The sequence below is a fragment of the Micromonospora sp. NPDC049274 genome, from assembly GCF_040678875.1.
Lineage (GTDB): Bacteria > Actinomycetota > Actinomycetes > Mycobacteriales > Micromonosporaceae > Micromonospora.
Genome location: NZ_JBFAQS010000002.1, coordinates 523,630 through 545,565, shown reverse-complemented (window position 1 = coordinate 545,565; position 21,936 = coordinate 523,630). Strand labels below are relative to the sequence as shown.

Below are 21,936 nucleotides of genomic sequence, written 5' to 3'. Positions count from 1 at the left end.
TCCGGGAGCGGTGGACAGCCCGGGTTCCAGGAACCCGAGTCGATCATCCGGGATCGGGTGGTCAGTCGCGGTGGTGACGGCCGGTGGAGCGCAGCGAGCGACGGCCGTTCTCCTGCTCCGGCTCGTTGTCCGCGATCGGCTTGCCGAGCCCGGCGACCCAGTCGACGAACTCCTCGTCCTGCGTGGGCAGCGACTCTGCCTCATCCGCTGCGGGCCGCTTCTCCTCCTCGGCCCGAGCCCTGTTACGCCGGAACAGGCCACCGAGTCGTCCCCGCCGGGAGGACTGCTCCACGTCGTCCGTGGACGCCGGCGCGGCCCGCCGAGCAGCGCTGTCCGGCCCGTCGCTGTCGGCGGCGCCGGACGCGCCCCTGTCGGTGGTGCCCGATGCGCCGCCCTGCTCAGGTATGCCCGGACCAGCCGACGCCGGCAGGACAGATCCCACCACGGCGGACGCGCCGGTAGCCTCGCCGACCCGACCGCGCCGGCCGACGCCTTTGTCGGCCGTGCCGACGCCTTGGTCGGTCGCGCCGACGCCTTGGTCGGTCGTGCCGACGCCCTGGTCGGTCGTGCCATTGTCCCGGTCGGTCGTGCTTGAGGCGCGGTCTCTCGACCGGCCCCGGCCGAGTTTGGCGGCGGTCGGGCTGCCCTGGTCCGGCATGCTGGCAACCTGGTCGGTCGGCCCGCCTCGGTCTGCCCCGCTGATGGTCGGACCTGTCGGCCCGCTCTGGTCCGGTGTGCTGGCGCTCTGTTCCGGCGTGCTGGTGGTCCGATCCGATTCGGCGCGCCGACTGGTGTTGAAAGCGTCCCAGGTGCTGGCGCGGCTCAGGTCCGGCAGCGGCGCCCGGTGCCGGAAGCGGGGCGTCCAGTCCGACTCCTCCGCGGCGACGGGAGCATCCGGAGCGGCCGGTTCGGGTTCGGTAGTCCCCGTCGCCGGTGTGGTGGTCCACGCCGAGGTGACCGGCCAGGCCGGTGCCGCTGGAGTCCAGCGGTCGGTCGCCGGGCCGTCGGCAGTCGCCTCGCGGAACAACGAAGCGTCGCCATCGCCCTCGGTCGCGGCCGGTTCGGCGCGGCCCGTCCCGAACGCGTCGACTGGGGCGGGATCAGCAGCCGGGACGGTGGTGCCCTCCGGCTCGGCGCTGGCGGCAGAGCCGCGCGGGCTCGTCCCGCCGTTTCCGATGGCCTGATCCTGCGGATCTTTCCCGCTGGTCTGCTCTCCCTGGCTGGGTTCGGTGCCCTGGCCGGGCAGTGCAGCGTCCTGGTCGACGGGTCCTGCGAAGTCAACGCCGGTGCCGTCGGTGGCCGCGCCGGAGCGGGCCGGCCGCCTGGTGCGCCCACCGGTCGATCCGGCGGCTGCTGCTGTGCGGTCGGCGGTCGGTCCGGTTGTTGGCGCATTGTCAGCGGTGGCCTCAGCCGGTGCGTGGGCGTCGCCGTCGGCGAGGTTCGGTTCCGAGCCGACGGGAGTGGGAAGGCCCGCGCCAGTCGCGGGCGCGTGCGGTCCCGGCGTGCTCGGCTCGACCGGCGTGGACTTCGATTTGCGCGTACGGCGTGGCTTGGGTGCCGGTGCGTCGGCCGTGCCGTCACCCGCGCTGCCCGTGCTCGACGTGCCCGCGCTGCCCGTGCTCGGCGTGGCCGCGCTGCCCGTGCTCGGCGTGGCCGCGCTGCTCGCGGCCGGCGTGCTCGCGCTGCTCGCGGCCGGCGTGCTCGCGCTGCTCGCGGCCGGCGTGCTCGCGCTGCTCGCGGCCGGCGTGCTCGCGCTGCTCGCGACCGGCGTGCTCGCGCTCGGCGTGCCCGCGCTCGGCGTGCCCGCGCTCGGCGTGCCCGCGCCGCTCGCGCTCGGCGTGCCCGTGACCGTTTCGGGTGTCACCTGGGCCGTCGGGCCGCTTGTCGTGTCGTCGCTGCCCGGCTTGTCGCCACCGGCCGTGGTCGTCGTCGTGCTGCCGGTCGGGTCGTCGGCCTCCGTGACGGGTGTCGGTTTGGCGGCACCGATGGTGTCCCCGTCCCGGCTCGACGGGGTCGACTGTCGCCCGGCGGTGAACTCGCCCGTCGGGTCGGTCAGCCAGGAGGCGGGGGCCGGCGGGTTGGTCGCGCGGTCGTGCTGCCCGCTCGGGAGAAGCACGTCCTGGGTCGGGGCAACCGTCGTCGGCAGGGCCCCGGTGGTGTCGGCGTGCTGGCGGCGGCCGGCCGGCCGGGAAGCCTCGCGCGGGCGCGCCGCGTCGGCGGGGACCGGGCCGTGCTGGCCGCTCGCCGTGGTCGCCGGCCAGTCCCAGTGGGCGGGGACGGTGCGTACGGTGGCGGTGTCGTCGGCGGCGCGCGGACCCGGACCGGTCGTCGCCAGTTGCCCGCCGGTGCGGGTCGCGTCGGTGGTGGGCTCGGTGTCGCGGTGGTCGTCACCCGTCGACGGTGCCGCTTCGGTGCCCGGCAGCGGCGGGCCGGCCGGCAGTGGGCGCAGGATGTCGCTCGGCTCGATCGCCTGGGAATCGGCGCTGCGCGCGCCGACGGGCCAGCGCAGCAGGGCGGCGGCAGCGGCGCCGAGGGCGCCGGCGAGGATCGCGATCAGCGCGCCGTAGTAGGGGGTGGTCTGGTAGCGGTCCACCGCGTCGCCGGGGCCGGCGGTCAGGTAGGCGAATGCCAGCAGCACCGGGCCGGCCACCCCGGTCGCTGCGCTGACCAGCGGGACCTGGCCGCGCCAGCGGGCAAGCCCGGCGGTAGCCGCGCCCGCGAGCAGCGCCACCATGGGCAGCAGGAGCAGCGCCAGGCGCTGGGCGGCGGCGTCGTCCAGCCAGTTCGGTTCGAGTACGCCGAGTCGGACGGTGGGCAGCGGGCCGGCCGTGCCGAGCGACGGCAGGACGGAGATCAACGCCAGCAGCCAGACCGCCCCGGCCACGGCCGCCATGTTCCAGCCCAGTTCCGGTCGGAACAGCACGGCGATGGCTGCGCCCGCTCCGATGACCGCCCCGAGGATGGCGCAGATACCGACCGCCCAGACCGGGTCCACCGAGATCAACTCGGCGGCGCGGGCGGGCTGCATGCAGAGTGGGGCCACGGCGGTGGCGCCGAGCGCGGCCGCACCGCCGATGGCCAGTTGCCGGCCGGTGCTGGCCGGCGGGGCGTCCCGGCGGGCCAGGCGCCCGGTCAGGACGGCGCCGGCGACGGCGGCGTTCGCGGCGAACCAGCCCACCCAGACGAGCTGGGCCGGCCACTGGTTGACTGTCGTGCCGGTGAAGGCGCCGGTGAGTCGTACGATGCCGAAGCCGTACGCGACACCGAGCTGGCCGGCTCCGGCCAGCACGCTCACCCCGAGCGCCGTGAGCAGTAGTCTGCCCCAGGTCCGAAAGGCCATGTCCGGCACGTTACGCACCTGGTACACCCGATCGCCACCGGCGCGCCGCGCGGCGTGGTGGCCGGCCCCCGGCGCGTCTACTTGAGTTCGACCAGCCGGGCCAGGTATGTCGTGTCCCCGACATTGGTGAGCATGTGTACGGCACCGGGGTCCCGGTAGACGACCCCACCGGTTGGCTCGTCGGCGTCGATCCGAGTGCCGTCGATGGTCTGGACGACGTTCTTCGCGCCCTGGATCGCCACCACCAGGTAGGGGTGGTCATGCCGGTGCAGGGGCTGCCGCTCGCCCGGTTCGAGCCGGATGTGCCAGACCCGGACCCGGTCGTTCTCGTACACGATCTCCTGGCCCACCGGCCCGAGTTCGGTGCCGTCGATCACGTCGGTCATCGTCCAGCCTCCAGTTGGGGGAGCACCTCGGCGGCGATCAGTTCGAGGTGGTCGAGGTCGTCGAGGTCGGTCATGCGCAGGTGCACCCGGGTGGCGCCGATCTCGGCGAACTCGCCGATCCGCTGCACGAGCTGCGCGGGCGAGCCGACCACCGGGTCCTCCGGTGGCAGAGCGCTCTTCTCGTGCAGGGGCGCGGCCCGGAGCTGCGCCTCGGCGTCGGTACGGCCGATGGCCACCACGATCCCGGCGGAGAGGACCAGCGGCGCCCGGCCGGCCTCGGTCCGACCCACGCGGTCGCACGCCTCCCGCACCCGGTCGTACGCCGTGGCGGTCTCGGCCACGGACTTGAACGGCATGTTGAACTCGTCGGCGTAGCGGGCGGCCAGTTCGGGGGTCCGCTTGGGACCGCGCCCGCCGACGATGATCGGCGGTCCGGGCACCTGCACCGGCTTGGGCAGCGCGGGCGCGTCCACCAGCCGGTAGTGGTCACCGGTGAAGCTGTACGTCTCGCCCACCGGGGTGGCCCACAGCCCGGTGATCACCTCAAGCTGCTCGGCCAGTCGGTCGAAGCGCTCGCCGACGGCCGGGAACGGGATGCCGTACGAGGTGTGCTCGCGCTCGTACCAGCCGGCGCCGATGCCGAGGTCGACCCGGCCGCCGCTCATCTGGTCGACCTGCGCGACGAGCACGGCGAGCGGGCCGGGCAGTCGGAAGGTCGCCGACGTGACCAGGGTGCCGAGCCGGATCCGGCGGGTCTCGCGGGCCAGCGCGGCGAGGGTCAGCCAGGCGTCCGTCGGGCCGGGCAGGCCCGGGTCGGCGCCCATCGACTGGTAGTGGTCGGCGCGGAGGAAGCCCTCGTAACCGCCATCCTCGACCAGTCGGGCGAACCGGAGTTGCGTGTCGTAGTCGGCGCCTCGGTGCGGCTCGGTGAAGACCGACACCCGCATGGTCATCGTCCCTCCATGCCGGCCGCGGCCGGCTGGTCGCGTTCCATCAACAGCTCGTGCAGGTCGGCGCTGACCCGGGCGACGTCGGCGAGATGCGCGTTGCGGCCCAGGGTGCGGGGTCGGGGGATGGCCACCTCGACGACCTTGCGGATCCGCCCGGGGCGAGGGCTCAGCACGACCACCCGGTCGGCGAGCAGCACCGCCTCGTCGATCGAGTGGGTGACGAAGACGATTGTCGGCTTGTTCTCCATGTGCACGCGCTGCAGTTCGCCGGAGAGTTCCTCGCGGGTGAGCGCGTCGAGCGCGGAGAACGGCTCGTCCATCAGCATCACCCGGGGTTCGCCGATGAGCGACCGGCACAGCGACACCCGCTGCTGCATGCCACCGGAGAGTTCGTGCGGCAGCCGCTTCTCGAACCCGGCCAGCCCGGCCACGTCGAGGAGTTCCCGGGCACGCTCGCGGTGCTTGGCGCGGCTCCAGCCGAAGATCTCCACCGGCAGCAGCACGTTGTCCAGCACGCTGCGCCACGGCAGCAGCGCCGGCTTCTGGAACAGCATGGCGATGTCGCGGCGGGGCCGGGTGATCGGCGTACCGGCCACGGTGATCTCACCGGAGGTCAGCGGAAGCAGCCCGGCGATCAACCGCAGCAGGGTCGACTTGCCGCAACCGGAGCGCCCGAGCACGGCGACGAACTCGCCCTCGGCGACGTCGAGGTCGATGCCGCGGAGGGCCTCGACCTGGCCGGATCGGCCCTCGAAGGTACGCGACACCCCGGACAGTCGGATCATCTGCGGCGTACCTCCGCTGAGTGGACGGTCAGGAATCCGACAAAGGCTAGCTGCACCGTTGACATCTCGCACCGTCCGGGGTCGTCGTCAGGTTGTTTCCGTTCCGCAACCCGATACGCCTGGCGTCACAACTGTGGACTTCTCGTACGCTGTGCCCGCGAAGAGTCCCCTCACGATGGCGGTGCCCGGCTTCGACCCCTCCCGCCGGTCCCGTCGCGACAACCCCCTCCGGTGGCCTGCGGCCCCGGTCGGAAAGGACATGGTGCTACTGATGAGAAGGCTGACCCGTACGGTCGCTACGGCCGCGCTGGCCACCGCCCTCGCCCTCGTCTCCGCCTGCAGCAGCGGGTCGGACAAGTCCGACGACGCCAAGGGCGGCAAGGGCGAATCGTTGCAGAAGGTGACCTACCTCACCTCATTCGGCAACTTCGGACGTGACTCCTACGCCTGGGTGGCGAAGGACAAGGGCTTCTTCAAGGAGGCCGGCTTCGACGTCGACATCAAGGCGGGTCAGGGCACCGGTGGTGTGATCCAGACCGTCGTCGGCGGCAAGGCGGACTTCGGGCCGATCGACCTCACCGGTGGTCTGCTCCAGCTCGGCAACGGCCAGGCCAAGGACTTCACGGCCGTGGCCGCGATCCAGCAGCGCACGATGGCCGGCATCGCCACGGTCGAGGGCAAGAACATCAACTCGCCCAAGGACCTGGAGGGCAAGAAGCTCGCCGACACCCCCGGCTCCGTGGTCCGCAACCTGTTCCCGACGTACGCCCGGCTCGCCGGTGTGGACGCCAGCAAGGTGACCTGGGTCAACGGTGAGGCGCAGGCGCTGATCGGCACCCTGGCCAGCGGGTCGGTGGACGGCATCGGTCAGTTCGTCGTCGGTCAGCCGACCATCGAGGCGGTGGCCCACAAGAAGGCCGTCATGCTGCCGTACAGCAACGTGATGCAGGACCTCTACGGCAACGTGCTGATCACCTCCTCGAAGACCGCCAAGGAGAAGCCCGAGATGGTGAAGCGGTTCACCGCGGCGCTGCTCAAGGGCCTGGAGTACAGCCTGGCGAACTCCAAGGAGGCCGGCGAGATTCTGAAGAAGAACGTCGACGCCGCCAACCCGGTGGCTGCTGCCGCCGAGCTGGACCTGATGGCCGCGTACGTGCGTTCCGGCAACTCCGGCACCGCCATCGGCACGCTGGACAGCGGCCGGGTCGCGAAGAGCATCGCGATCCTGCAGGGCGCGGGCGCGCTCAAGCAGAACATCACCCCCGAGCAGATCATCGACTTCAGCCTCGCGCCGAAGGCCTGATCGTCCGGTCGTCACCAGGGGGTACGTCCCGCCGGATCCGGTGGGGCGTACCCCCGTCGCTCGTCGGCCCCCAGGGCCGTCGAATTTCGAGGAGGACAAGATGGCCGACGTCCGGTCAGCCGAGCCGGCGGTGACGGCGCCCCCACCCCCGGGCGCCGGCCGGGAGGCACGTCGGGCGGGTCGGGGCGCCGGCCTGCGTGCGGGGGCCGGGGCGGCGCTGCTGCCCGCGGCCGGCCTCGTGGTGGCCCTGGCCGCCTGGTGGCTGATCGCCCGGCTGGAGCTGGTCCACCCGGCCGCCCTGCCGCCGCCGGGTGACGTGCTCACCGCGTTCGTCGACAAGCCCGCCCAGATGCTGGAGCACACCTGGGCCACCCTGCTGGAGATCCTGGTCGGCTTCGTCCTGTCAGTCGCCGCCGGTGTCCTGATCGGACTGTCTCTGGCCAGCTCCCACACGGTCGAGCGGATGTTCACCCCGCTGCTGGTCGCGGTGAACGCCGTGCCGAAGATCACCCTGGGCCCGCTGCTGGTGGTGGCGCTGGGCTGGGGCCAGAAGCCGATCCTGACGATGGTGTTCCTGCTCTGCTTCTTCCCCATCGTCCTGTCCACCGCGACGGGGTTGACCACCACGCCGGCCGACCTGGCCGAGCTGGTCCGATCGTGGAACGCCTCCCGCTGGCAGGCGTTCCGCAAGGTCCGGTTCCCGGCAGCGCTGCCGCAGATCTTCGTCGGGCTCAAGGTGGCCATGCCGCTGGCGGCCATCGGCGCGGTGATCGGTGAGTTCCAGGCCGGCGAGAGCGGCCTGGGTTACGTGATCACCCAGTACGCGGGCGTCGGCGACACCGCCACGGCCTGGGCGGCGATCATGCTGGTGGCGCTGGTGAGCATCCTGCTCTACTCCACGCTCGTGCTCGTCGAGCGGATCGCCCTGCCCTGGGTGCGCGAGACCACAAGCAGCCGCTAACCCCGTCCGGCAGAGCAAAGCGAACAAAGGCAACGCAAAGGGCCGGCCCCCACGAGGAGGCCGGCCCTTTCCACTGACAGTGACGCGGAGGGGTTGTGGCCTACCGTGCCCGGCGGAGGGATCAAGCCTGACCGCCCGGGGCCGGGCGCGGTAGGCCAAACCCCACCTGGAGCACGACGAACCGAGCTACCCCGCCAACCGCCAACGACCGTTCCGGGCGACAAGCGTGGTGAGCGCCTGCGGCATGAGGCCGGAGTGGTTGTCGGGCGTCATGCGGATCGGGCCGGAGAGACCGTCGATCTGGGACGTCTCCAGCACGTCGCGGATGCCGTCCCGGTCGACCTTCCCGGCCGGCCCGCCGGCACGCAGTTCGGCGTCGGCGATCAGTTGGATGGCGTCGGCGGCGAAGGACGAGGACCCGTTGTAGCCGCCGAAGCGCGCCGTGTAGTCCTGGAACCACTGCCGCCGGGCCGCCTTCGCCGGCGTGGTGGCGATCACGTCATCGATCACCATGGTCTGGGTGAAGATCAGCGTGGCTCGCTCGGTGGCCCGGGCGGCGGCGCCGAGGAAGAGGTCGCCGGCCGCTCCCGCGTCGAAGAAGAGCGATCCCCGGAACGCGGCCTGCTGGGCGCTGGTCGCGGCCAGCGCGGCCTGCTCCGGCGGGGTCCAGACGACAAGCGCGTCGAGCTTGAGCTTGGTGAGCTTGCCGACCTGTTGGGAGACCTCGGTGTCGGTGGTCTTCACCGACTCCTCTCCGGCGACCTTGATGTTGGCCTTGGTCAGCTCGCGGCGCAACGCGAGCACACCCTCGCGGCCGTAGTCGTCGTTGCTGGCGAGCAGGCCCACCTTGCGGACGTTCTTACGACGCAGTTCGGTGGTGAGCGCGGCGGCGCTGTCCGCCGCGTTCGGGCCCAGCTTGAACACGTAGCGCCGATCGGCGACCGGGCTCGCGATCGCGCCGGAAGCCGCGAGCGCAATGGTCGGAATCCGCTTGTCGTTGATGACACCGACGGCGCCGACAGCGCATTCGTTACAGCCGCCCATGACGATGGCGCTTACTTGGGAATCGCTGCTGAAGTCGGCGATGTTGCGCAGCGACTCGGCGGCGTCGGAACGGTTGTCCTTGACCCTCAGATCGATCTTCCGGCCGTTCAGTGCTCCGGAGGCGTTCAACTGATCGACCTTGAGTTTCAGGGCCCGCTGGTATGTCTGACCGACCTGGGCAGCGGCGCCGGAGAGTTCGAGATCGGCGGCGATCACGATCGGACTCGTGTCCTGCTCCGCTCCGCCGAACTGGCAGCCGGTGAGCGTGGTGGCCACTACGGCCGATGCGAGCGCCGCGATGGTCGCGGAGCGGATGGGGCTCAACTCAGTCCTCCAGGTGCGGGCGCGGGCGCTGCCCGGTCACCGCCGCTAATCCGTCCTCAGTGGAGGGCGGGATCTCGTCTGCCGTACGGTGTGTGCGCGAAGCCTGCAAAACCTTGCCAATGGCCGGCGCTGTGGTCAAGCGCGGACCCCGGTTGCATTTTCGGGACGGCCATCCCACATGCTGGGGTAACGCAATGTTTGCAAAACCTCACTTTGCACACACGCGTGACCACTCTGGAGTTACATGCCCTGTTCAGGGGCTTGCGGAAATGAAGGTATCAGTTGACCGGATCACGGGTTCCGCGCCGTCCGACCGTTTCCTACCTCACTGCGGCTTCCCAAACTCGATCTTCTCTGATGAAATCGCGGCCGTGCCGCGCGTGGTCCCCTCCGCTTACGGCACGGTTCGGCGGGCCAGGCGGGGAAGAAACGACGGAGGCGATGTCGTGAGCACCGGACCGACGACCCTGCCCGCGCTCGGCGAGAATGCTCGGCCCGCGCGCCGGCGTCTGCCGAGACTGCGGGACGCCCGGATCCGGTCCAAACTGGCGCTGATTCTGGTCGTTCCGGTGGCCGCCGTGATCGCGCTGGCCACCGTCCGACTCATCTCGGTGGGCGAGGGTGCCTACGACGCCACCCAGGCCCGGTCGCTCACCGCGCTGTCCATCGACGTCAGCGCGCTGACCCAGGATCTCCAGGCCGAGCGGATGGCCGCGGCGGCCTACCTGGCCGCTCCCCAGCAGCCCGCCGACGCGTACAACCTGCGGGTGCGCCAGACGCAGCAGCGCGTGGACGAGTACCGCGCCGAGCGGGGCCGGATCGGCGAGGTCCCGGCCGCCCTGCGGGACCGGCTGGATGCCATCGACGACCACCTGGCCACGCTGGACGGCACCCGCCAGGAGGTACTGGGCCGCCGGCAGATGGCGGTCGCCGAGTCGGTCCTGCGCTACGGCGTCATCCTCACCGACCTGGTCTCCTACGGCGACGGGCTGGCCCAGCTGCCCGGCGACGAGAGCCTGTCGGACAGCCGCCGGGCGGTCGCCGCGTTCGCCCGCGCCAAGGCGTCCGTGGCCGAGGAGGAGGCGGTCGCCTTCACGGCGCTGAGCGCCGGCCAGCTCGACCCGGAGCAGTTCTCCTCCTTCGTGGCCACGCTTACCAGCCAGCAGGAGGCCCTGGTCGCCTTCTCGCTCGCCGCCGACCCCGTGCAGCGGGCCCTCGTCGACAGCACCGTCTCCGGTGACGCCGTCGGTCTCTCCGACCGGGTCGCCAGCGACATCACCCGCTCCGTCGGGCAGCGCCCGCTGGTCACCGCGCAGGACGCCACCGCCGCCATCGGCGCGGTCAACGACCTGATGCGCTGGGCCGAGACCCAGCTTCAGGACCGGCTGCTCGAACAGGCCGACCAGGCGCGTTCGGACGTCATCCGGCAGGCCGTGGTCGAGTCGATCCTGGTGCTGCTCACCCTGATCATCGCCGTCTCGCTGGCCGTGGTGCTGGCCCGGTCGCTGAACCACTCGCTGCGCCGACTGCGCGAGGGCGCGCTCTCGGTGGCCAACCACGACCTGCCCGACGCTGTGCAGCGACTGCAGAACATGGGCAGCGTGGGTGACGGTGGCGTGGACGAGATCGTCCGTCAGGTCCGGGACCCGATCCAACTGAACAGCCGTGACGAGGTCGGACAGGTGGCGTTGGCCTTCAACGTCGTCCACCGGGAGGCGGTGCGGGTCGCCGCCGAGCAGGCCGCACTGCGCACGAGCGTCTCGGCGATGTTCCTCAACCTCGCCCGCCGCAGTCAGACCCTGGTCGACCGGATGATCGGCGAGCTGGACGCGATCGAGCGCGGCGAGGAGGACCCGAAGCGGTTGGCCCAGCTCTTCGAGCTGGACCACCTGGCCACCCGAATGCGCCGCAACGACGAGAACCTGCTGGTCCTGGCCGGCGCAGACTCCGGTGCACCGCGTCGCGACGACGCGCTGGTCGTGGACGTGCTGCGCGCGGCACAGTCGGAGGTGGAGCTCTACAACCGGATCGAGTTCGGCACCGTCGACACCGACATCTCGGTGGCCGCGCACGCGGTGAACGACGTGGTACGTCTCGTCGCCGAGCTGCTGGACAACGCCACCCGGTTCTCGCCGCCGAACACGACAGTGGTCGCCGACGGTCGCCGCATCCGCGACTATGTCCTGATCCAGATCGAGGACCGCGGGCTCGGCCTCACCGACGAGCAGCTCGACTCGCTCAACCGCCGGCTGGCCGCTCCGCCGAGCGTGGACGTCGCCGCGTTCCGACTGATGGGTCTGGCCGTGGTCAGCCGGCTCGCCTCCCGCTACGGCATCCGGGTGGAGCTGCGCCGCAACGTGGAGGGCGGCACCGTCGCCCAGGTGACGCTGCCCGCGGCCACCGTGATCCTGCCCAGCAACCGCGGCCGCGAGCAGGTGCTCACCCGTCCGCGCCAGCCGATGGCTGTCGAGCAGACGCCGCTCACCCCGATCGGCCACGCCGAGTCGTACGCCGGCGCCACCACCGCGGCGGCGACCCTACCCGACCAGTGGCGGACCAACGTCCCGGCGCCCGCGCAGTGGCAGTCTCCGGTCGACGCGCGGGACACCGCCCCGGCCGTGCAGGCCGGCGGCTACACGGGGGCTCGCCCGTCGGCGCCGCCCGCCGCCGCGCCGGCCACTTCGGTCCCGCCCGCCCGCCCGGCGTACAGCAACGGCGCGGGCACCTCGGTGGGCAGCCCGACCGTGGCGTACCCGACTATCGACGCGCTGCCCCGACGCGGTTCGACGGCCGACACCACTGACGGTCGGAGCGCGCCGGTGCTGCCCGTCGGGCCGGTCGCCGGCCCCGGCGCGGTCGCCCCGCCGGCCCCGCCCGTGACGCCGGCCCCGCCGGTGCAGCCCGCCGCGCCCGTGCGACCCGCTCCGCCGGCCACGCCGCCGACACCCGCCGCGCCGATCAGCACCCGGCCGGAGTTCCCCGCCGAGGCGCCGATCTTCCGGGAGATGGAAGCGGTCTGGTTCCGATCGCACGGCGACGACGCCACCGCGATCTTCACCCGGCCGCAGTTCGACACACCGCCCGCGGCCGCCGATGCCGGCCCGCGCACGGCCAACGGCGGTCAACCAGCCACCGCGTCCGCGCCGGCGACCGCGCCGGCCCGACCGCCACTGCCCACCCGTACCCCGGGCAGTTCCGAGGGCACCGGAGCACAGAGCGTGGGAAGCATGGACGGATTCGGCGGTGCGAACACCGGCGGTCGTGGCGCCTCGACGCCGAAGGCCCCGCCGTCGTACACCCCGCCGCCGCCGGCCGCCCGGCCGGCGCCTGTCGCGGCCCCCGCCCCCACCGCCGCCCCGACCACGCCCCCGCGTGCCACGGACCCGGACGCCTGGCGGACGGCGGCCGACGAGGGCTGGTCGCTGGCCAGCCGGGCCGCGGAGCCGGCCGCCGCCGGCACCACCCGCTCGGGTCTGCCCAAGCGGGTGCCGCAGGCGCAGCTCGTGCCGGGCGGCATCGAACCGAAGGGTGGCCGGGACCGCAGCCGGCGCACCCCCGATGAAGTACGCGGCCTGTTGTCGGCCTACCACCGCGGCGTGCAGCGCGGCCGGACGGCCGGGACGGACCAGAACAGCACCTCGACCAAGGAGAGCCGATGAACAGGCCAGCTGCCATGCAGGACATGGGTTGGCTGCTCACCAACTTCGCCGACAGCGTGGCGGGTATCGCCCACGTGGTGGCGGTGTCCGCCGACGGGCTGCTGCTCGCGTCCTCCCGGGACCTGCCGGGGGACCGGGCGGACCAGCTCGCCGCGATCACCTCCGGCGTGGTGAGCCTGACCGAGGGCGCGGCCCGGATGTTCAGCGCGGGCGGGGTGTTGCAGACCGTCATCGAGATGGACAGCGGTTACCTCTTCCTCATGTCGATCAGCGACGGCTCGTCGATGGCCGTACTGGCCGCGCGGAGCTGCGACGTGGGCCAGGTGGGCTACGAGATGGCACTCCTGGTGGAGCGGGTCGGTGCCGCGCTGGTGCCGCTGCCGAGGGACGCGGTGCGCTCGTAGTGGCGGAATCCGACGCGCGGAACGCGCGCCGGAACAGGGATGGGAGGCGGTGTGGGCCGGCTCCGCTGGGGACGAGGAGGTGATCGGGGATGGACCAACGACGCGCTGACCCGCGCGGAGCTCTGGTGCGCCCGTACGCGGTCACCCGTGGTCGTACCGAGCCCCGGCAGGACATCGCCCTCGAGGCGGTCCTCACGGCCTCACCCACCCAGGTTGCCGAGTCCCGCTTCGCGGGGCACGACAAGCACCGCATCGCCACGGTCTGCGAGGGCCGTGCACAGTCGCTGGCGGAGATCGCCGCGTACACCCGGATGCCGCTGGGCGTCGCCCGGGTACTGGTCGCCGACATGGTGGCCGAGAGCCTGCTGACGTTACACACTGCTGCTCCCGCCGAGGGGTTCGAGGAGCGGATGGAACTGCTTGGAAGGGTGCTAAGTGGACTTCGCAGGCTATGACCCCGCTGGGGGGCGGCCGAGCCGGGGAATCGTCTCCGCGAAGATCGTCGTCGCGGGCGGCTTCGGCGTCGGTAAGACGACCCTCGTCGGCTCGATCTCCGAGATCACGCCGCTGACGACCGAGGCGGTGATGACCGCCGCCGGTGTCGGCATCGACGATCCGTCCAAGGTGCCGGGCAAGGAGACCACCACGGTCGCCATGGACTTCGGCCGGATCACCATGGCCCAGGACCTGATCCTGTACCTGTTCGGTACGCCGGGTCAGACCCGCTTCTGGTTCATGTGGGACGAGATCATCCGAGGTGCGGTGGGCGCTGCCGTCCTGGTGGACACCCGCCGGATCACCGACGCGTTCGCCCCGCTGGACTACTTCGAGAACCGCAACCTGCCGTACGTGGTGGCGCTGAACCGGTTCGACGGCGCTCCCCAGTACGAGCTGGACGAGGTCCGTGAGGCGCTGGCCATCTCGCCGCAGGTGCCGCTGGTGATGACCGACGCCCGGCACCGGGACTCGGTCAAGCAGGTGCTGGTGACGGTGGTCGAGCACGCCATGCTCCGGCTGCAGGCCGAGCACGGTCGGGGCTTCCCCACGCCGGTCGGCTGAACCGCCGCGTCGCGGTCGGCACACAAGGGCCGGCCGCGACGCGTCAGTCGACCCGGAGCCGGTAGCCGCGCTTGACCACGGTCTGCACCACGCGCGGCGCGCGCAGGCCGGCCCGCAGGCGCGCCACCGCCATCTCCACCGCGTGCTCGTCGGCGCCCCGGGGGAGGGTCCGCAGCAGCGCCGTGCGCGACAGCACCCGCCCGGGGGCCTGGGCCAGCGCCCGCAGCACCGCCATCGGGGCGGGAGCGAGCGGGCGTAGCTCGCCGTCGATCACCGCCGCGTGCCCGCGCAGGGTGAGCAGGTGCCCGGCGGCCTTGAACGTCACGGTCCGGCGGGGCAGTTCGTCGACGATGGTCCGCACCAGCGCGCCCAGCCGGGCCCGGCCAGGCGCGCTCACCGGTACCCCGTGGCGCAGCAACGGCTCGGCGGTCACCGCGCCCACGCAGCTCGCCAGCACGTCGGTGCGCAGCGCGGACACCACCGCGTCGGTACGGTCCCCGGCGGCCCGCAGCAGCGCCTCCGCCGCCGGCGCCGAGGTGAACGTCACCGCGTCCACCAGACGGCCGGCGATCAGGTCGATCAGCCGGTGCAGCGGCGCCGGGTCGGTCGGCGGCGCCCAGCGGTAGACCGGCACCTCGATCACCGTGGCGCCGGCCGCCTCCAGCGCGAGCGTGCACTCGGGTTGCCGTTCACCGTGCAGCTGCATGGCGATCACCTGCCCGGCCACGCCGCGTCGGCGCAGGTGATCGACCACCTCGTCGCAGCTCTCCGACGCCGGTGACCACTGGTCGTGCAGGCCGGCCGCTCGGATCGCGCCACGGGCCTTCGGGCCGCGGGCGACGACGTACGAGCTGGCGAGCACCGAACGCAGCGGTTCGGCCAGCCCCCAGCCCTCGGCCGCCTCCAGCCACCCGCGCATCCCGATGCCGGTGTTGGCCATCAGGATGTCCGGTGGCTGGTCGAGGCAGGCGCGGGTCGCCTCGCGCAGTTCCGTGTCGTCGGACAGCGGCACGATCCGCAGCGCCGGGGCGAGCACCACGCGGGCGCCCCGGCGTTCGAGCAGCGCAGCCAACTCGTCGCGCCGCCGGTCGGCGGTCACCCCGATGGTGAAGCCGGCCAGTTCTTCCCGCATCAGCCCTCCCGTCGCAACCGCACTTCGACGATCCCGTCATGGCAGCGCGTGTCGTGCCGGGCCACTGTCACCCCGGGCAGGTCGAGGCAGTCGCCGGTGCGCAGGTCGTACACCTGCTTGTGCAGCGGCGAGGCGACCGTCGGCACGCCGCCGCGGCTGCCCACGATGCCCCGCGACAGCACGTACGCCCCGGAGACCGGGTCGCGGTTGTCGATCGCGAACAGCCCGTCCACGGTGTGGAAGAGGGCGACCTGCACGCCGTCGACCAGGGCGGCGACACCCCGGTTCGGCTCCAGTCGGTCGAGGGTGCAGACAGCGGTCCAGTCGAGCGTGGTCGTGTGGCTCATCGCCGTACCTCCGGAAGGCCGAGTGTGACGGGCTGCCGGCGGGCGTCGGCCGGCTCGGATCGGGTGGTCGCCAGGGCGCGTGCCGGCACCGGTTGGCCGCGTTCCACGGCGAAGGTGATCGACGGGTCGGGCACGTCGGGGGCGTTGACGAAGGAGGTGTAGCGGCGCAGCCGCTCCGGGTCGTCCAGCACGTCACGCCACTCGTCGGAGTACGACGTCACGTGTCGGGCCATCGCCGCGTCCAGGTCCGCGCAGAGCCCCAGCGAGTCGTCGACGATCACCGCGCGCAGGTGGTCCAGGCCGCCCTCCATGGCCTCGATCCACCCGGCCGTGCGTTGCAGCCGGTCGGCGGTGCGGATGTAATAGATCAGGAACCTGTCGATGAGCGTGACCAGTTCCTCGGTGGACAGGTCGGTGGCGAACAGGTCGGCGTGGCGGGGCCGGAAGCCGCCGTTGCCGCCGACGTACAGGTTCCAGCCGGTCTCGGTGGCGATGATGCCGAAGTCCTTGCTGCGGGCCTCGGCGCACTCCCGGGCGCAACCGGAGACCGCCGACTTGAGCTTGTGCGGCGCGCGCAGCCCGCGATAGCGCAGCTCCAGCGCCACGGCCAGCCCCACCGAATCCTGCACCCCGTACCGGCACCAGGTCTCGCCGACGCAGGACTTCACCGTGCGCAGCGCCTTGCCGTACGCGTGGCCGGACTCGAAACCGGCGTCCACCAGACGTCGCCAGATCTGCGGTAGCTGCTCCACCCGGGCACCGAACAGGTCGATCCGCTGCCCGCCGGTGATCTTCGTGTAGAGCTGGAAGTCCCGAGCGACCTCGCCGATGACGATCAGCTTCTCCGGGGTGATCTCGCCGCCGGGGATCCGGGGCACCACCGAGTAGCTGCCGTCGCGTTGCAGGTTGGCCAGGAAGTGGTCGTTGGTGTCCTGCAACGACGCCTGCTCGCCGTCGAGGACGTGCCCGCTGCCCAGCGACGCGAGGATCGACGCCACCACAGGCTTGCAGATGTCGCAGCCGCGCCCCCGACCGTGCTCGCCGATGAGCTGGGAGAAGGTGCGGATGCTCCGGACGCGGACGATCTCGAACAGTTCCCGCCGGCTCACGTCGAAGTGCTCGCACAGCGCGGTGGACTGCGCCACCCCGGCGGCGTCCAGGAGCTGCTTCAGCATCGGCACGCAGGAGCCGCAGCTCGTGCCGGCACGGGTGCACGCCTTCAGCGCCGGCACGTCCGCGCAGCCGCCCGCGATGGCGTCGTCCACGTCGCCGCGGGTGACCGCGTTGCACGAGCAGACCTGGGCGGTGGCGGGCAGCGCTCCGGCGTCCGCGCCGCCGCCCTCGGGGGCGAGCAGCGCCAGCGGGGCGGCCGGCAGCGGGCCGCCCACACTGGCCCGCAACGTCGGGTACGCGCTGGCGTCGCCCACCAGCACCCCGCCCAGCAGGGTGTGCGCGTCGTCGGAGAGCACCAGTTTCGCGTAGACCCGGGTGGCCGGGTCGGTGAACGTGACGTCCAGGCAGCCCTCGGTCGTGCCGTGCGCGTCGCCGAACGACGCCACGTCCACCCCGAGCAGCTTCAGCTTCGTCGCGGTGTCCGCACCCGGGAAGGTCGCCGCGCCGCCGACCAGCCGGTCGGCCACCACCTCGGCCGTCGCGTACCCGGGGGCGACCAGGCCGTGGCAGGTGCCGTCGACAGCCGCGCACTCGCCGACGGCCCAGACGTGTTCGTCGGCGGTGCGGCAGGTCTCGTCGACAAGCACCCCACCGCGCGGACCCACCGACAGGCCGGCGGCCCGCGCCAGCTCGTCGCGGGGCCGGATGCCGGCGGCCACCACGACCAGCTCGGCGTCGACCACGCGGCCGTCGGACAGCTCCAGAGCGTCGACCGCGCCGTCGGCCCCGGCGCGGATCGCGGTGGTGGCCACCCCGAGGTGGGTACGCACACCCAGCTCCTCGACGTAGCGGCGCAGCATCGCGCCACCGGCCTGGTCCACCTGCACCGGCATGAGCCGGGGCGCGAACTCGACAACGTCGGTGCTCAGGCCGAGCAGGCGCAGGGCATTCGCCGCCTCCAGCCCGAGCAACCCGCCGCCGATAACCGCGCCGACCCGCCGACCCTGCGCGTACGTCCGGATCGCCGCCAGGTCGTCAAGCGTGCGGTAGACGAAGACCCCGGGCAGGTCCGCGCCGGGCACCGGCGGCACGAACGGGTACGACCCGGTGGCCAGCACCAGCGCGTCGTAGGCGTACTCGCCCACGGCGGTGGTCACCACTCGACGGGCGCGGTCGATGGCGGTGGCCGGCTCACCGAGGCGCAGCCGCACACCGTCGTGCGGGGTGTGCACGTTGAGCTCGTCCTCGCTCACCCCGTCGAAGTACGCCGAGAGCCGCACCCGGTCGTACGCCGGACGCCCCTCCTCGGCCAGCACTGTCACCCGCCAGCGCCCCTGCGGGTCGCGGGCGCGCAGCGCGTCGACGAAGCGTTGCCCCACCATGCCGTTGCCGATGACGACCAGGTCCTGAACGCTCATCGCGTCACCTCCACAGATTCCGCTTCGGAGAGCCAGTCGACGATGCCGCCGACCGCATCCCGGCATCCGCCGCACCCGGTGCCGGCCCGGGTCGCCGCCACCACGGCGTCGACCGTCCGCGCGCCGGAGCGCCAGCAGCGCACCAACGCTCCCTTGGTCACCGTGTTGCACTGGCAGACGACTGCCGCGTCCGGCATCAGCGCCGGTGACGCGCTCGGTGCCGCACCAGCCCCGCCGAGCGCCCGGCCCAGCAGCAGGGCCCGCCGGTCGGCCGGCACCGGGTGTCCCCGGTCGAAGAGCTGGATCACCGTGCCGACCGCCGGGTTGTCGCCGAGCAGGATCGCGCCGATCAGTCGCTCGTCGCGGATCCGCAGGCGGGCGTACGTACCCCGGGCCGGGTCGGTGAAGGTCAGCTCCTCGCCCGGCCCGCCGCCTGCCGCGTCGCCCATCGCCGCCAGGTCGATCCCGGCCGCCTTGAGTCGGGTCACCACCGGCCGGGGCCGGTAGCGGGCCAGCGGGTCGGTGCCGGTGAGCACATCGGCGAGCACCCGGGCCTGGGCCCAGGCGGGGGCGACCAGTCCGGTGAGCGCGCCGTCGTGCTCGGCGCAGTCCCCGATCGCCGAGATGCTCCGATCGCTGGTGCGGAGCCGGTCGTCCACCACCACACCGCGTCGCACGGTCAAACCGGCGGCCTGCGCGAGGGCGGTGTCGGGGCGTACCCCGCAGGAGAGCACCAGCAGGTCGGCGTGCAGTGACCGGCCGTCGGCCAGGTCGAGGCGGACGCCGTCGTCGTCGGCGACGACTCCGGTCGCCGGCACCGCGAGCTGGATGGTGACGCCGAGCCCGGTGAGCGTGCCGGCGAGCACCGCGCTGGCCGCCGGATCGAGCTGCCGCTCCATCAGGTGCCCGGTGTGGTGCACCACAGTGGTGGCGAGCCCCCGGGTCGCCAGGCCCCGGGCGGCCTCCAGGCCGAGCAGCCCGCCGCCGAGCACGAGGGCGCTGCGCGCGCCGTCCGCGACGGCGAGGATCCGGCGGCAGTCGTCCAGGGTCCGGAAGGGAACGACCCGCCGTGGCAGGTCTGCCGGGTCGAGGCCGGGCAGCGGCGGCACCACCGCCCGCGCGCCGGTGGCCAGCACCAGGTGGTCGTAGGAGATCCGTTCGTCGTCGCCGGTGCGGACCTCGCGGGCGGACCGGTCCACAGCGGTCACCTGCACGCCGGGACGCATGTCGATACCGTGCCCGGCGGCCTCGGTCAGCTCCACGTCCGGTTCGGCGATCCGGCCGGCCAGCAGCGTGGAGAGCATGATCCGGTTGTACGCGCGGTGCGGCTCCGCCCCGAGCACTGTGACCTTCCGGTCGCCCTCGCGGGCGTGCAGCTCGGCCGCGAGCCGCGCACCGGCCATCCCGTTGCCGACGATCACCACCCGGGCCGTCATGCCTTCTCCACCCGGACCGCGCAGATCTTGAACTCGGGCATCCCGGAGATCGGGTCCACCGCGTCGTTTGTCACCGAGTTGGCCCGGCCGGCGCCGGGCCAGTGGAACGGCGCGAAGACCGTGTCCGGTCGGATCCCCGGGCTGAGCCGGGCCGGCGCTCGCAACTCACCCCGTCGGGACGTGACCCGCACCGGGTCGCCGTCGTCGATGCCCAGCCGGGCCGCCAGGTCGGGGTGCAGCTCGACGAACGCCTCGGGTGCGGCGCGACGCAGCGCGGGCACCCGGCGGGTCTGCGTGCCCGACTGGTACTGGGTGAGCACCCGCCCGGTGGTGAAGTGCAGGGGATACGTGGCGCAGACCTCCTCGGCCGCGGGCCGGTGGTCCACCGGGTGGAACCGGGCCCGGCCGTCCGGGGTGCCGAACCGGTCGGCGAAGAGCCGTGGCGTGTCCGGCCCGTCGGCGCTCGGGCAGGGCCAGAAGACGCCGTCGGCGTCGTCGATGCGGTCCCAACTGATCCCGGCGTAGTCGGCGACCCCACCGGCGGAGGCGCGGCGCAGCTCGGCGAACACGGTGGCCGGATCGACCGGGAACCGCCCCGCCGCGATCTCGGCTGCCGTGGTGGCGGCGGCTGGTTCGGCACCCGCCGGCGCGGTGTCGGTTGCTTCGGCGGCGGCCAGTCGCGCCGCCAGGTCGGCGAGGATGGCCAGGTCGGTCCGGACGCCCGGCGGTGGTGGGCGCAGCGCCCGTCGACGCAGCACGCGGCCCTCCAGGTTTGTCATCGTGCCGTCCTCCTCGGCCCACTGCGCGGTGGGCAGCACCACGTCGGCCAGCGCCGCCGTCTCGGACAGCAGCAGGTCGGCGACGACCAGCAGGTCCAGGTCGCGCAGCCGGCCCTCGATCCGCGCCGCCCGGGGAGCGGAGACGACCGGGTTCGAGCCGAACACCAGCAACGCCCGGGGACCGCCCGCGGTGCCGAGCGAGTCGAGTAGTTGGTAGGCAGGCACGCCGGGGCCGGGCAGGTCGTCGGCCGGCACGCCCCAGACAGCGGCGACGTGCTCCCGGGCCGCCGGGTCGTCGATCTTGCGGTAGCCGGGGAGCTGGTCGGCCTTCTGCCCGTGCTCGCGCCCGCCCTGACCGTTGCCCTGGCCGGTGAGGCAGCCGTACCCCGAGCCCTCGCGACCGGGCAGGCCGAGAGCGAGAGCGAGATTGACATACGCGGTGACGGTGTCGACGCCCTTGGCGTGCTGCTCGGCACCGCGTGCGGTCAGGATGATCACCCGGCCGCCGGTGCCCAGCGCTCGGGCGGTCGCCTCCAGGTCGGCCACCGGCACGCCGGAGAGCTGTTCCGCGCGGGCCGGCCACCAGGCGGCGACGCTGCGTCGGACCGCATCGAAGCCGGTGGTGCGCTCGGCCACGTACGCCTGGTCGACCCAGCCTTCGGTGAGCGCGATGTGCAGCAGCGCGTTGGCCACCGCGAGATCGGTGCCGGGCAGCGGTTGCAGGTGCAGGTCGGCCTGGCGGGCGGTGGCGGTGACGCGGGGGTCGACGACGATGAGCTGGCCGCCGCCCCGGCGCTGCTCGGTGAGCCACCGCACCAGCGGCGGCATGGTCTCTGCCGGGTTGGCGCCGACCAGCAGCAGGGTGTCGGCCCGCCCGAGGTCGGCCAGCGGGAACGGCAGCCCCCGGTCGACGCCGAAGGCGCGCATCCCGGCGGCCGCCGCCGAGGACATGCAGAACCGTCCGTTGTAGTCGATGTTGCGGGTACGCAGCGCCACCCGGGCGAACTTCCCCAGCGCGTACGCCTTCTCGTTGGTCAGCCCGCCGCCGCCGAAGACGGCGACCGCGTCCCGACCGGAGCTGCCCTGGATGGCGCGCAGGCCGCTGACGATCCGGTCCAGCGCGGCGTCCCAGGTCGCCGGGCGCAGCTCGCCGGTGACCGGGTCGCGCAGCAGCGGAGTGGTCAGCCGGTCCGGATGGTCGAGCAACTCGGCGGACGTCCAGCCCTTCTGGCAGAGCCCGCCCCGGTTGGTGGGGAACTGGCGGGGGAGCACGCTCACCCCGGTGTCGTCCTCGCGCAGCGTCATTCCGCACTGAAGGGCGCAATACGGGCAGTGCGTCGCCACCTCCCGGGGGGTTCGCCCCGGTCGAGTTGCCGGCCGTGCACCGTCTGTCATGTCCAGAAAGCGTGCCGCCGGGCGGTTTCCGGTCCGGGTCCCTTCTGTTTCGGTCCTGTCAAGTGGGGCTCACACCGCACAGGGGCAGCGCGAAGAACGGC

Annotated in this window: 16 protein-coding genes; 6 read left to right on the top strand and 10 right to left on the bottom strand. The window is 73.0% G+C overall.

From position 1 onward, the window contains the following. Positions 1-61: 61 nt before the first annotated feature. The 4 genes from AB0K10_RS06095 to AB0K10_RS06080 form a co-directional block, all read right to left on the bottom strand. A complete protein-coding gene (locus tag AB0K10_RS06095; RefSeq protein WP_363680422.1) occupies positions 62-3,340 on the bottom strand; it encodes a hypothetical protein in 3,279 nt (1,092 codons plus the stop codon). Between the two features lie 77 nt (positions 3,341-3,417). Continuing rightward, complete coding sequence (locus tag AB0K10_RS06090; RefSeq protein ID WP_266246239.1) at positions 3,418-3,726, bottom strand: cupin; 309 nt, start codon at positions 3,724-3,726, stop codon at positions 3,418-3,420. Then, complete coding sequence (locus tag AB0K10_RS06085) at positions 3,723-4,673, bottom strand: LLM class F420-dependent oxidoreductase (protein WP_363680535.1); 951 nt, start codon at positions 4,671-4,673, stop codon at positions 3,723-3,725. The genes AB0K10_RS06090 and AB0K10_RS06085 overlap by 4 nt, the downstream gene beginning before the upstream one ends. 2 nt (positions 4,674-4,675) lie before the next feature. Beyond that, positions 4,676-5,461: an ABC transporter ATP-binding protein gene (locus AB0K10_RS06080; RefSeq protein ID WP_363680419.1), complete on the bottom strand. Its 786-nt coding sequence runs from the start codon at positions 5,459-5,461 to the stop codon at positions 4,676-4,678. A gap of 271 nt (positions 5,462-5,732) precedes the next feature. On the opposite strand from AB0K10_RS06080, the gene AB0K10_RS06075 reads away from it, so the two are divergent. Then, complete coding sequence (locus AB0K10_RS06075) at positions 5,733-6,764, top strand: ABC transporter substrate-binding protein (RefSeq protein ID WP_363680417.1); 1,032 nt, start codon at positions 5,733-5,735, stop codon at positions 6,762-6,764. Between the two features lie 100 nt (positions 6,765-6,864). Next, positions 6,865-7,725, top strand: a complete 861-nt coding sequence (locus tag AB0K10_RS06070; RefSeq protein ID WP_363680415.1) for an ABC transporter permease — start codon at positions 6,865-6,867, stop codon at positions 7,723-7,725. A gap of 186 nt (positions 7,726-7,911) precedes the next feature. Here the strand turns inward: AB0K10_RS06070 and AB0K10_RS06065 are convergent, their stop codons facing one another. After that, the gene (locus tag AB0K10_RS06065; RefSeq protein ID WP_363680413.1) at positions 7,912-9,093 is read right to left on the bottom strand and encodes an ABC transporter substrate-binding protein; all 1,182 of its coding nucleotides are present in this window, start codon (positions 9,091-9,093) and stop codon (positions 7,912-7,914) included. A 446-nt stretch (positions 9,094-9,539) separates the two neighbouring features. On the opposite strand from AB0K10_RS06065, the gene AB0K10_RS06060 reads away from it, so the two are divergent. From AB0K10_RS06060 to AB0K10_RS06045, 4 genes are all read left to right on the top strand, one after another. Beyond that, complete coding sequence (locus AB0K10_RS06060; RefSeq protein WP_363680411.1) at positions 9,540-12,752, top strand: sensor histidine kinase; 3,213 nt, start codon at positions 9,540-9,542, stop codon at positions 12,750-12,752. Beyond that, on the top strand, positions 12,749-13,156 hold the full coding sequence (locus AB0K10_RS06055) for a roadblock/LC7 domain-containing protein (RefSeq protein ID WP_007465177.1): 408 nt from the start codon (positions 12,749-12,751) through the stop codon (positions 13,154-13,156). Before AB0K10_RS06060 ends, AB0K10_RS06055 begins: the two co-directional genes overlap by 4 nt. Positions 13,157-13,245: 89 nt before the next feature. Beyond that, positions 13,246-13,611 carry a DUF742 domain-containing protein gene (locus tag AB0K10_RS06050; protein WP_007465174.1) on the top strand — a complete coding sequence of 122 codons (366 nt, stop codon included), beginning with the start codon at positions 13,246-13,248 and terminating at the stop codon, positions 13,609-13,611. Next, complete coding sequence (locus AB0K10_RS06045; RefSeq protein WP_363680409.1) at positions 13,592-14,215, top strand: ATP/GTP-binding protein; 624 nt, start codon at positions 13,592-13,594, stop codon at positions 14,213-14,215. Before AB0K10_RS06050 ends, AB0K10_RS06045 begins: the two co-directional genes overlap by 20 nt. A gap of 43 nt (positions 14,216-14,258) precedes the next feature. Here AB0K10_RS06045 and AB0K10_RS06040 read toward each other — a convergent pair whose 3' ends face one another. The 5 genes from AB0K10_RS06040 to AB0K10_RS06020 are packed head-to-tail and all read right to left on the bottom strand — an operon-like array spanning position 14,259 to position 21,835. After that, complete coding sequence (locus AB0K10_RS06040) at positions 14,259-15,347, bottom strand: uroporphyrinogen-III synthase (RefSeq protein ID WP_358141777.1); 1,089 nt, start codon at positions 15,345-15,347, stop codon at positions 14,259-14,261. After that, complete coding sequence (gene nirD, locus AB0K10_RS06035) at positions 15,347-15,694, bottom strand: nitrite reductase small subunit NirD (protein ID WP_363680407.1); 348 nt, start codon at positions 15,692-15,694, stop codon at positions 15,347-15,349. The genes AB0K10_RS06040 and nirD overlap by 1 nt, the downstream gene beginning before the upstream one ends. Continuing rightward, on the bottom strand, positions 15,691-18,225 hold the full coding sequence (gene nirB / locus AB0K10_RS06030; RefSeq protein WP_363680405.1) for a nitrite reductase large subunit NirB: 2,535 nt from the start codon (positions 18,223-18,225) through the stop codon (positions 15,691-15,693). The genes nirD and nirB overlap by 4 nt, the downstream gene beginning before the upstream one ends. After that, a complete protein-coding gene (locus tag AB0K10_RS06025) occupies positions 18,222-19,661 on the bottom strand; it encodes an FAD-dependent oxidoreductase (RefSeq protein ID WP_363680403.1) in 1,440 nt (479 codons plus the stop codon). Before AB0K10_RS06025 ends, nirB begins: the two co-directional genes overlap by 4 nt. Continuing rightward, positions 19,658-21,835: a molybdopterin oxidoreductase family protein gene (locus AB0K10_RS06020; RefSeq protein ID WP_363680401.1), complete on the bottom strand. Its 2,178-nt coding sequence runs from the start codon at positions 21,833-21,835 to the stop codon at positions 19,658-19,660. Before AB0K10_RS06020 ends, AB0K10_RS06025 begins: the two co-directional genes overlap by 4 nt. Between the last annotated feature and the right edge of the window lie 101 nt (positions 21,836-21,936).

Bases quoted from the DNA above. Each gene is read 5' to 3' on its own strand.
- AB0K10_RS06055 (WP_007465177.1), top strand. From the start codon at position 12,749: ATGAACAGGCCAGCTGCCATGCAGGACATGGGTTGGCTGCTCACCAAC.
- AB0K10_RS06020 (WP_363680401.1), bottom strand. From the start codon at position 21,835: ATGACAGACGGTGCACGGCCGGCAACTCGACCGGGGCGAACCCCCCGG.
- AB0K10_RS06070 (WP_363680415.1), top strand. From the start codon at position 6,865: ATGGCCGACGTCCGGTCAGCCGAGCCGGCGGTGACGGCGCCCCCACCC.
- AB0K10_RS06095 (WP_363680422.1), bottom strand. From the start codon at position 3,340: ATGGCCTTTCGGACCTGGGGCAGACTACTGCTCACGGCGCTCGGGGTG.
- AB0K10_RS06080 (WP_363680419.1), bottom strand. From the start codon at position 5,461: ATGATCCGACTGTCCGGGGTGTCGCGTACCTTCGAGGGCCGATCCGGC.
- AB0K10_RS06075 (WP_363680417.1), top strand. From the start codon at position 5,733: ATGAGAAGGCTGACCCGTACGGTCGCTACGGCCGCGCTGGCCACCGCC.
- AB0K10_RS06085 (WP_363680535.1), bottom strand. From the start codon at position 4,673: ATGCGGGTGTCGGTCTTCACCGAGCCGCACCGAGGCGCCGACTACGAC.
- AB0K10_RS06040 (WP_358141777.1), bottom strand. From the start codon at position 15,347: ATGCGGGAAGAACTGGCCGGCTTCACCATCGGGGTGACCGCCGACCGG.
- AB0K10_RS06050 (WP_007465174.1), top strand. From the start codon at position 13,246: ATGGACCAACGACGCGCTGACCCGCGCGGAGCTCTGGTGCGCCCGTAC.
- nirD (WP_363680407.1), bottom strand. From the start codon at position 15,694: ATGAGCCACACGACCACGCTCGACTGGACCGCTGTCTGCACCCTCGAC.
- AB0K10_RS06025 (WP_363680403.1), bottom strand. From the start codon at position 19,661: ATGACGGCCCGGGTGGTGATCGTCGGCAACGGGATGGCCGGTGCGCGG.
- nirB (WP_363680405.1), bottom strand. From the start codon at position 18,225: ATGAGCGTTCAGGACCTGGTCGTCATCGGCAACGGCATGGTGGGGCAA.
- AB0K10_RS06090 (WP_266246239.1), bottom strand. From the start codon at position 3,726: ATGACCGACGTGATCGACGGCACCGAACTCGGGCCGGTGGGCCAGGAG.